At 69.7% G+C, this 10,153-nt stretch carries 8 protein-coding genes; 2 read left to right on the top strand and 6 right to left on the bottom strand.

The features are described 5' to 3' along the window. The 4 genes from ON27_RS01565 to ON27_RS01580 all read right to left on the bottom strand — a co-directional run. Positions 1-1,132: MurT ligase domain-containing protein (locus ON27_RS01565; RefSeq protein ID WP_043718236.1), on the bottom strand; the 1,132-nt coding region annotated here is incomplete at its 3' end. 65 nt (positions 1,133-1,197) lie between these two features. Next, the gene (locus ON27_RS01570; protein WP_218002945.1) at positions 1,198-1,839 is read right to left on the bottom strand and encodes a pyridoxamine 5'-phosphate oxidase family protein; all 642 of its coding nucleotides are present in this window, start codon (positions 1,837-1,839) and stop codon (positions 1,198-1,200) included. 70 nt (positions 1,840-1,909) lie between these two features. Next, entirely contained in the window at positions 1,910-3,619 is a 1,710-nt protein-coding gene (locus ON27_RS01575; protein WP_245559744.1) for a hydroxysqualene dehydroxylase, read from the bottom strand. A gap of 229 nt (positions 3,620-3,848) precedes the next feature. After that, complete coding sequence (locus ON27_RS01580) at positions 3,849-4,799, bottom strand: EamA family transporter (protein WP_043718242.1); 951 nt, start codon at positions 4,797-4,799, stop codon at positions 3,849-3,851. A 110-nt stretch (positions 4,800-4,909) separates the two neighbouring features. Between ON27_RS01580 and ON27_RS01585 the strand changes: the two genes are divergently transcribed. Then, a complete protein-coding gene (locus tag ON27_RS01585; protein ID WP_043718244.1) occupies positions 4,910-5,815 on the top strand; it encodes a LysR family transcriptional regulator in 906 nt (301 codons plus the stop codon). Positions 5,816-5,880: 65 nt separating this feature from the next. Here the strand turns inward: ON27_RS01585 and ON27_RS01590 are convergent, their stop codons facing one another. Both ON27_RS01590 and leuA read right to left on the bottom strand, forming a co-directional pair. Further along, the gene (locus tag ON27_RS01590) at positions 5,881-7,512 is read right to left on the bottom strand and encodes a MinD/ParA family ATP-binding protein (RefSeq protein ID WP_051046121.1); all 1,632 of its coding nucleotides are present in this window, start codon (positions 7,510-7,512) and stop codon (positions 5,881-5,883) included. A gap of 263 nt (positions 7,513-7,775) precedes the next feature. After that, a complete protein-coding gene (leuA, locus tag ON27_RS01595; protein WP_043718246.1) occupies positions 7,776-9,569 on the bottom strand; it encodes a 2-isopropylmalate synthase in 1,794 nt (597 codons plus the stop codon). 272 nt (positions 9,570-9,841) lie between these two features. Between leuA and ON27_RS01600 the strand changes: the two genes are divergently transcribed. Further along, a partial coding sequence (locus tag ON27_RS01600) for a sulfite exporter TauE/SafE family protein (RefSeq protein ID WP_043718248.1) occupies positions 9,842-10,153 on the top strand: 312 nt, incomplete at its 3' end.

A 10,153-nucleotide genomic window follows, 5' to 3' on the forward strand; every position in this document is an offset into this window, starting at 1 on the left:
CGGGCACCGTGGTGTGCTCCACGCCCGCGTAGGTCAGCCGCACCGCGAGATCGGTGGCCCGCTCGCCCGCCGCCACCACCTGCACGCCTTCGAAGTGCTCGAACCGCACGTCCCACAGCCAGGACAGGTCCTCGCCGTCGGGCACCTGGCCGTTCACCGCGATCACCAGGCCCGCCGAGGTCGGCTCGATCATCGACAGCGCCTCCTGCCACCCGGCGGGGTTCTTCGCCAGCAGCAGGCGCGCGTCGTGCTCGCCGACCTGCACCGTGCGGTAGCGGCCCGCGATCTCGCGCACCGTGCCCGCGGCCGCGACGGCCTGCTCCGCGTCGGCGCCCAGCGCGACGGCCGCCGCCACCGCCTGCGCGGCATTGCCGCGATTGGCGCGGCCGGGCAGCGCGAGCCGCAACGGGAAGCGCGCGCCGTCCGGGCCGACCAGATCGTCTTCGTCGAGCCACCAATCCGGTTCGGGTCGCTGGAAGTCCGCGCCGGTACTGCGCCAGTGCGCCCCCTCCCAGATGATCGGCTCGCCGCTGCGCGGGCAGCTGGTCGCGTCCATCGCCCAGCCGCTGCCCGCGGACACCCACACCACGTTGGGGTGGTCGTAGGCGATCGAGGTGACCAGCACGTCGTCGCAGTTGGCCACCACCACGGTGGCGGGGTGCTTCGCCAACCCGGCGCGCAGCTTGCGCTCGATCATGTTGATCTCGCCCACCCGGTCGAGCTGGTCGCGGCTGAGGTTCAGCAGCACCACCGCCGACGGGTTCAGCGAATCGGTGACGTGCGGCAGGTGCAGTTCGTCCACCTCGATCGCGGCCAGCGGCGCGCGCCGGTGCGCGTTGAGCGCGGCGACGATGCCCGCGTCCATGTTCGCGCCGTCGGCCTGGGTCGCGACCGCGCCCAGTGTGCTGAGCGCGGCGGTGGTCATCCGCGTGGTGGTGGACTTGCCGTTCGTGCCGGTCACCAGCACGGTGCGCCGCTGACGCCCCAGCTGATCCATGACCGTCGGATCGATCTTCAACGCGATCAGGCCGCCGATCATCGACCCCTTGCCGCGACCCGCCTTCTGCGAAGCCCAGGACGCCGCGGCCGCCGCCGCCAGCGCGAGCCGTCCACGCACCGATATGTCTGCCACGTCGCGAGTCTATGTTCGCCCCGCGATCCGGGCGCGCCGCGGTCGGGTGGCGTGGGCCACGCGGCTCAGCCCTGGTAGAGCTTGGCGGCGTAGTTCTGCGGGGAGTAGTAGCGCTCCAGCTCCTCCACCGTCTCGGTGACGTTCGTCTGCACTTCTTTGACCAGGCAGGCGGCGCTGGGCAGGTGGTCCTCGGGCCACTGCTGCGGCTCCCAGAGGTGGCTGCGCATGAACGCCTTGGCGCAGTGGAAGAAGATCTGGTCGATGTCGACCTCGACGGCCAGGATCGGGCGGTGCCCGCGCACGATCATGTCGTCGAAGTACGGCGCGTCGCGCACCAGCCGGGCGCGGCCGTTGATCCGCAGTGTCTCGCGGCGTCCCGGGATCACGAACAGCAGCCCGACGTGCGGGTTGGCGAGAATATTGAGGTACCCGTCGGCACGCCGGTTACCGGGGCGCTCGGGGATGGCGAGGGTGGTGTCGTCGAGCACCCGCACGAATCCGGCCGGATCCCCTTTCGGAGACGCGTCGCAGTTGCCCTCCGCGTCGCTGGTGCTCATCACCAGGAACGGAGACGTCGCGATCCACTCCCGGTCACGTGCGTGCAGCGCGGCTCGATCTTTGGTCGCGGCACGCGGCAAAACCGCGCCCAGCAACTCTCGTAGGTCCGCCGGGTCGGTGATCTCGTTCATGCCGGTGCTCTCGCGCATGATTCATTCAAGCACCGCCCGCACGAGGGGGTTATCGAATTCCTTTCCCTCGGATGGAGATCGATCACCTTCAGACGGAGACGTCGAACATGTTGGGCTGTCCTGCCGCATAGCGGTCGGCGTCGATTCGGCGTAGGGGTTCCAGTTCGGGGGCGCGGAAGAGGGTGTAGGTCCGGCAGCGTTCCGCGTTGGAACCGGAGACATCCAGCAGTGCGTTCACCGCGGCTCGCGCGGATTCGTTGGCGCCCTCCATGGTGGCCAGATCGACGTTGGTGCGCACGTAATCGCCTGCCAGGAACAGGTTCTCGAGGGCGCCGTGCGGCTGCGGACGGTACTCCCACGACCCGGCCGTGTTGATCAGCAGCGGGTCCGCGTTCGCATTGCGCCGCTGCCCTTCCTGCCAGGTGATGCCCGGGTCCAGGAACCAAGAGTGCAGGTCGGCGTCGCGCAGCACCTCGCCCCGATCGTCCAGGTGGGCCCGAATCTGCGCCCATGCCTCGCGGGCCACCTCGTCGTGCGTGCACTCCTTGGCCGGTTTGCCGAACAGGATGCCGGGGGTGTTCCAGTCGGAGATGTCCACCGAAAGGCAATCCTGCACGCTGCCGTCACCGAACTCGGTCAGCTTGCGGCGCCACAGCTGGTTCTGACTGATCGAGGTGAGCGACCACGGGGCGTCGATGTAGGCGGTGTGGCCGCGCGAGATCTCCGCTGGTCTGCGCAGATAGAACTGGATGCCGTTCATCCAGTCGGTGACGAGGTGGTCCATCGCGGCCAACTCGGGCTGCACGGCGAGCACTTGCGGCGACCACAGGGTGCGCGCGCGTTCGGCGGGCAGCGCGACGACGAAGTAGTCCGCCTCGATCGTGCGCAATGCGCCGGTCTCGTCCGCGACCCGGGCCGCGGTGATCCTGCGGTCGCGCACCTCGAGTTCGCGCACCTCGGCGCCGAGCACGAACTCCGCTCCGAGTTCGCGGATCCGCCGCATCCACGGGTCGATCCACACCGCGTTGGTCGGGCCGTTCAGCACTCGGTCCAAGCCGCCGTCGTTGCCGATCTCGAAGGGATTGCCGAGGAACTGCTCGCCCATCGTGCCGATGGTGCGCACGCTCGCCACGTTCTCCTTGGCGGCGACCATGATGCTGGTCAGCGTGCGCGACAGCAGCGCGCGGAACTCGTGCGAGCGCGCGTGGCCGCCGACGAAGTCGTGCCAGGAGGTGCGTTCCCACTGCCCGAGGCGGCGAGCGTCGCAACTGGTGTTGAAGACCAGCAGCCGTTCGGCGAAGTAGATCCCCTCGTCAGGGGGCATTTTCAGGGCAGTCGACAGCGCGGCGCCGAGCGTTTCGCGGAAGCCATCGGCCGTGAAGCCGGAGCGGGCGCGCGGGCCGAGCGGGACGCGGAAGTCGTCGCCGCCACGCCGGGCGAAGCGGGCCTCCGGTACCGCGACCAGATTGTCCCAGACCCCGTTGGCGTTGCCCGGGAACGGGATTCGCCGCATGCTGTCGGGCACGTGCTGATAGAAGCCGGGGAAGAAGCGGAAGCCGTGCTCGCCGGGCAGGTCCGGCCGCCCTTCCGCTCCGGTGCCGGGCACGCCGACGCTGCGGGCTTTGCCGCCCCATGCGCGCTTCTCGTAGACGGTGACCCGGAAGCCGCGTTCCGTCAGCTCGTGCGCGGCGGTGAGACCGGCGACGCCGCCGCCCAGCACCGCGACCCGTTTCCCGGGATTCGCCGCTGCGGGCGTCGGTCGCAACGCGCCTGCCGTCAGCGCCCCCGCTGTAGCCATCCCCGCCGCGACCGTATTACGAAGCAGTGCCCTTCGCGATACGGTCCATCGATTTTCTGCCATGCGCCGCTCTGCTGCCTAGAATCGGGACCAACTTCCAACGCCGGGCACTACTGTAAGGCGGCAATTCGAGCATCTCGCACCGACCCCGCAAACCGGTCGGCGCGCCCCGCGATTCATGTGCGATCGGGCACACGCACAGCCGCCGGATCGAGGCGTGACGGCCCGTTCACGCCGGGCGGCCGGAATCGGCCAGCGTGGGAACGCTCGGCGTCCCGGTGCGGACGTCCACCGTCGCCGCACGCGGCCTGCTCGATGTGGCGGCGAACGCGCCCGCCAGCACCACCACGCCGCCGAGCAGCGACAACGGGGTCGGTGTCTCGCCGAGCGCGGTCCAGGCGGCGGCGATTCCGACGACCGGGACGAGCAGCGAGAACGGCGCGACCAGACCTGCTGGATAGCGCCCCAGCAGGTAGGTCCACAGCCCGGTGCCGACCACGGTGGCGAGGACGGCGATATAGGCGAGCGCCAGCAGAGCGGGCAGGCCCTCGGCGGTGAACGACTCGGCCAGGGCGCGAGCGCCCGTGGTCGGCCCTTCGGCGAACATGGACAGCGCGAACAGCGGCACCGGCGGTACGGCGGTGGTCCACAGCATCAGGTGCAGCGGGTTGACGCCGGGTGACTCGGTCCCCGCAAGGCGCGCGCCGATGTTGCCGAAGGCCCAGCCGAGCCCGCCCGCCGAAGTCAGCAGCACCGGCAGCAGCGTGGCGTGCTCCAACCGGTCCCAGCCGATCACCGCCATGCCTGCCACCGCGACGGCGATGCCTCCGACCTGCACCGGGCGGATCCGTTCGCCCAGCAGCAGTGTGCCGAGCAGCACGGTGAACGGCGCGGAGGATTGCAGCACCAGCGAGGCGAGCCCGGTCGGCATGCCGACTCGCATCGCGGTGAACAGGAAGGCGAACTGGAGTATGCCGAATCCGGTGCCGTACAGCAGAATCCAGCGCATCCGCACCGCCGGACGCGGGATGAACAGCAGAGCCGGGACCGCGAGCACCGCGAAGCGCAGCGCCGCGAAGAAGAACGGCGGGAAATGGTCGAGCCCCACCCGGATGGCGAGGAAATTCAGTCCCCAGAGTAGGACGACGGTCAAGCCGAGCAGGCGGTCACGGTTGGTCACGTTCTCATCGTGCGGTCCGCTAAAGATCAGGACAATCGAATAATAGTTGATCAACACTGTAGTATTACTTAATGAATGCAAGTTCCCGGTCGGCCGCCCCGGGGCCGCCCATGGCCCTGGAAAGGCTCCGTGTCCTGCGTGAACTCGCTGATCGCGGCACCGTCGCCGCCGTAGCCGCAGCGCTGTCCATGACGCCCTCCGCAGTCTCGCAACAGCTCAAGGTGCTGGCCAGAGAAGCCGGGGTGGCCCTGCTCGAACCGGACGGCAGACGGGTGCGGCTCACCGACGCGGGCCGCGCGTTGGTGGTACGCGCCGACGAGGTGCTCGCCGCCATGGACCGCGCGGTCGCCGAGATGGCGCACTATCGCGGCTCACCGCGCGGCCGGGTCCGGGTGGCGGTTTTCCCCTCGGGCGGTGCGCTGCTGCTGCCTCATGTGCTGCCCGGCATGGTGGACAGCGGGGTCGAGGTCGTCGCGCGAGACGAGGACGTGCCGCCGTCGGAGGTGGCGCGCCTGCTCGCCGACTACGACGTGGTGCTGACCCACCGCGACGAACGCGCGGCGCCGATCGCCGACCCGCGCGTCGCGACCCGGGTGCTCATGCGCGAGCCGATCGACGTCGTGGCCGCGCCGACCCATCGGCTCGCCGGCCGCACGGCCGTCGCGCCGGAGGAATTGGCCGACGAGACCTGGTTGAGCGTGCGCGGCGGTTTCCCGGTCGACGACGTGCTGCGCTCGATCGCCACCGTCACCGGAGTGCAACCGCGAATAGCGCAGCGCCTGAACGATTTCCGCGTCATCGAGACGCTGGTCGCCACCGGTTACGGCGTCGCGCTGATGCCGCGCTACGCCGTGGGACACCCCGCTCTCGCGGTGCTACGGCTGTCCGGCGTGCGTGCCGCCCGGATGTACGAGCTGGCCACCCGTCCGCGCGCCGAGGCCCGCCCGGCGGTCGCGGCCGTGCTCACCGCCTTCGAATCGGCCGCCGCGACGGCGACCGCCGAGGCGGGACGGTGAGCGGAAATGCACCGCCGCACGAGGATGACCCCGAGCGGCGATGTCGAGTCGGCGCTGCCGGCGAATCAGTATCCCTGCGGCGGCTGGTGCTGGCGGTAGGGGTGTTGGGCCTGTGCGCTGACGTAGCCGAAGTCGTCGGCGACCATCGCCGCCAGCTCCAGCAGCGCCCGCCGCGTCGGCTTGCTCACCAGCTCCAGATCGATCTCCGCGCCCTCGGCCAGGTGGTCGTCGAACGGGACCACCTGCACCGCGCGGGTGCGGTCGAGGAACAGTTTGCGCAGCTGGTCGAGATCGACGGTGGACGCGCCGCGCCGGGAAGCGTTCACCACCACGACCGTTCGCTCCACCAGCTTGCCGTAGCCGTGGTGATCCAGCCAGTCCAGCGTGGCCGACGCACTGCGCGCCCCGTCGATGGCGGGCGAGGTGACCAGCACCAGCGAACTCGCCATGTCCAGCACGCCCGCCATCGCGGAGTGCATCAGACCGGTGCCGCAGTCGGTCAGGATGATGTTGTAGAACGACTGCAGGATGCCGATCGCCTTGCGGTAGTCCGCTTCGCTGAACGCCTCGGAGACCGCCGGATCCTGTTCACTGGCAAGCACTTCCAAGCGGCTCGGCGCCTGCGATGTATGCGCCCGCACGTCGGAGTACCTGGTGATGTGCTGATCCTCGAGCAGATTGCGCACGGTGGAGCGGGTCTGGCGCGGCACCCGGTGCGCGAGCGTGCCCAGGTCGGGGTTGGCGTCGATCGCGATGACCCGGTCGCCGCGCTGCGAGGCGAAGGTGGAGCCGAGACCGACCGTGGTGGTGGTCTTCCCGACGCCGCCCTTCAGCGAGAGGATCGCGATCCGGTAGTCCCCGCGCACCGGTTGGTTCACCCGGTCGACGAGGTCCTGGTAGACGATGTCGGCCGCCGACTCGCCCGGGTTGATCATGCCGCCCGAGGCCTTGTGCACTGCACGGCGCCAACCGCTGCGCGGCGCCCGGCGGGCCCGCCGGAGCAGGTTCAGGTCGTTCACCGAATGTCCCGGCTGGCCGGGCTGCGGCAGATGCTGCGGCTGGAACGGCTGGGCGGGCTGATGCGGATTCGGCGCGCCCGGCCAACCCTGCCCTTGCGGTTGCCCCATCGGGGGCGGGGGCGGCGGCTGATAGGCGGGCGGCGGCTGATGCGTCACCGGCGGGGGCGGCGGCGCCCAACTGTAGATCGGGCCGCTGGGCTGATCGGATTGCGGCGCAGCGTGTTCGGGCGGCCCGGACTCCACGGGCACTCGCCGCACCAAGCCGTCGCCGCCGATCTCCTGGCGATACTCGCCGTAACCGGGCTGCGGCCCGTCCGGCGGCGTGGCTATGGGGTGGTTACCGCTGTGACTCGACGGCGGCTGAAATGCGCCGGTAGGGAACTGTTCCCCCGGAAAGGGCGAAGGCGGCGGATACGCGCCCGCGCTCGGCGGGGCGTAGGAACCGTACGGCTCGGCAGGCGCGGCCTGCGGGGGAGCCCAGGACTGCGCTGGTACGGCAGCCTGCGGATAGGCCGTGGTCTGTTCTGTCGAGCCTTGCGGCTCCGGCTGTTCGGGCTGCGCGTCCGGCTGGGCAGGCCCGTCCGCCACGTCGGCTTCCTGCGCTTCCGCGCCGCCCGCCGGTTCGGCCGACGGATCGGCGCCCGATGACTCCGCGTCGCTGACTTCGGCCGTATCCACGGAATGACTCAGCAGCCAGGGCGGAGAGGTCGGATTGTGGTCGTTTGCTGTCACGGTTCCCCCATCTGCTCGGGAATTCGAGCAGAGAGCTCGGCGCTTGGAGTGCGAATCCAACGCTAGCACGGGGTTCGCTACGCCGTGGCGCGGTGCGTGCCGGAGGTGGGGAGCGGTAGGGCCCCTGACAAGCGGTCTGCGCCAGCAGGATCGGGCGCCGCGCGGTGTCACCTCGCGGCGCCCGTCCGGAGGGGCTGTCGAATGCGCTGTCAGTGCGCCCGGTTCACCGCCGACACCACCGCGCGCAGCGACGCGGTCGTGATCGAGGTGGCGATGCCGACGCCCCAGACCACCCGGTCGCCGATCGCGCACTCCACATAGGCCGCGGCCTGCGCGTCATCGCCCGCGGACATGGCGTGCTCGGAGTAGTCCAGCACCTCGACGTCGAAGCCGACCGCGGCGATCGCGTCGATGAACGCGGCCAGTGGTCCGTTGCCCTTGCCCGTGATCTCCTGCTCGACGCCGTCGACTTTCACCACGGCGACAATCGAGTCCTCGCCGCCGTCGGTCTCCGAGGCGGTGACCTTCTGGCGCATCCGCTCCAGCGGGCGGATCGGGCTCAGGTACTCCTCGTGGAAGACGTCCCACATCTCCTTGGGCGTCACCTCGCCGCCCTCGCCGTCGGTGATCTTCTGGATCGCCTGGGAGAACTCGATCTGCAGCCGCCGCGGCAGCGCCAATCCGTGGTCGGTCTTCATGATGTAGGCGACGCCGCCCTTGCCGGACTGCGAGTTGACCCGGATGACCGCCTCGTAGGTGCGGCCGACGTCCTTCGGGTCGATCGGCAGGTAGGGCACCTCCCAGACGATGTCGTCGACATCAGCCCCGGCGGCGTCGGCCGCGGCCTTCATCGCGTCCAGGCCCTTGTTGATCGCGTCCTGGTGGCTGCCGGAGAACGCGGTGTAGACCAGGTCGCCGCCGTACGGGTGCCGCTCGTGCACCGGCAGCTGGTTGCAGTACTCGACGGTGCGGCGGATCTCGTCGATGTCGGCGAAGTTGATCTGTGGGTCGACGCCGCGGGAGAACATGTTCATCCCCAGGGTGACCAGGCAGACGTTGCCGGTGCGCTCGCCGTTGCCGAACAGGCAGCCCTCGATCCGGTCGGCGCCGGCCTGATAGCCCAGCTCGGCGGCGGCCACCGCGGTGCCGCGGTCGTTGTGCGGATGCAGCGAGAGCACGATCGACTCGCGGCGGGCCAGGTTGCGGCTCATCCACTCGATCGAGTCGGCGTACACGTTGGGGGTGGCCATCTCCACGGTGGCGGGCAGGTTGATGATCAGCGGCTTCTCCGGCGTAGGCGCGATGATCGCCGAGACGGCGTCGCAGACCTCCTTGGCGTATTCCAGCTCGGTGCCGGTGTAGGACTCCGGGCTGTACTCGTAACGCCAGTTGGTGTCCGGGTAGCGCTTCTCGATCTCCAGGCACAGCGCGGCGGCGTCGGTGGCGATCTTCTTCACCGCGTCGCGATCGGCGCGGAACACCACTTTCCGCTGCAGGATGGAGGTGGAGTTGTAGAAGTGCACGATCACGTTCTGCGCGCCCGCGCAGGCTTCGAAGGTGCGTTCGATCAGCTCCGGACGGCACTGGGTGAGCACCTGGATGGACACGTCGTCGGGGATCGCGCCGTCCTCGATGATCTCGCGCACGAAGTCGAAATCGGTCTGGCTGGCCGAGGGGAAGCCGACCTCGATCTCCTTGTAGCCCATCCGCACCAGCAGGTCGAACATGCGCCGCTTGCGGGCCGGGCTCATCGGGTCGATCAACGCCTGGTTGCCGTCGCGCAGGTCGACCGCGCACCAACCCGGCGCCCGGTCGATGACCCGGTCCGGCCAGGTGCGGTCGGGCAGCGTGATCGGCTCGACCTCCTCGGCGAACGGCCGATAGCGGAAGGTCGGCATCGAGGAGTTCTTCTGTCGGTTCCACGCGGGCTGGTCGGCTGGAGCCGGTTTGCTCGGTGCCGTGATCGTGCGGGTGGTGGATACGAACGCGTCAGCAGGGGACATGGGCGGTTTCTCCCGAGGATGTCGTTTTTCCCAATGGGCTGGGTCGACCGGCGCGGCAAAACCCCGCGACGGGAGCCGGTCCGATCAGACCCCGTCGCGGCGGTCGAGAAGAAGTGCCCGCTGCATGATGTCCGAGAGTTTACCGTGCCGGCATACCGCCGGAAAGGGAGGTCCCGTCGTCGGGTGATCCGACGACACCGCTACCGTTCGGTCCGGCAGTGGACAAACGCTGGTACGGGCCCGGGGTCCGACCGGACGTCGAAGGATTGGCTATGACCTGGCTGGAGCAACTGGCCGTCTTCGGTGCCGGCATCGCGGCGGGCGGCATCAACACTATCGTCGGCTCGGGCACCCTGATCACCTTTCCCGTTCTCTTGGCGTTCGGCCTGCCGCCGGTGACGGCGAATGTGTCCAACACCATCGGTCTGGTCCCCGGCTCGATCAGCGGCGTGCACGGGTACCGCCGCGAACTCGCGGGCCAGCGCGACCGGCTGACGCGCTTGGGCACGGCCTCGCTGCTCGGCGGCATCACGGGTGCGGTGCTGCTGCTGGTCTTGCCCGCCGGTGCGTTCAAGGCGATCGTG

This window comes from Nocardia asiatica NBRC 100129, from assembly GCF_000308415.1.
GTDB lineage: Bacteria > Actinomycetota > Actinomycetes > Mycobacteriales > Mycobacteriaceae > Nocardia > Nocardia asiatica.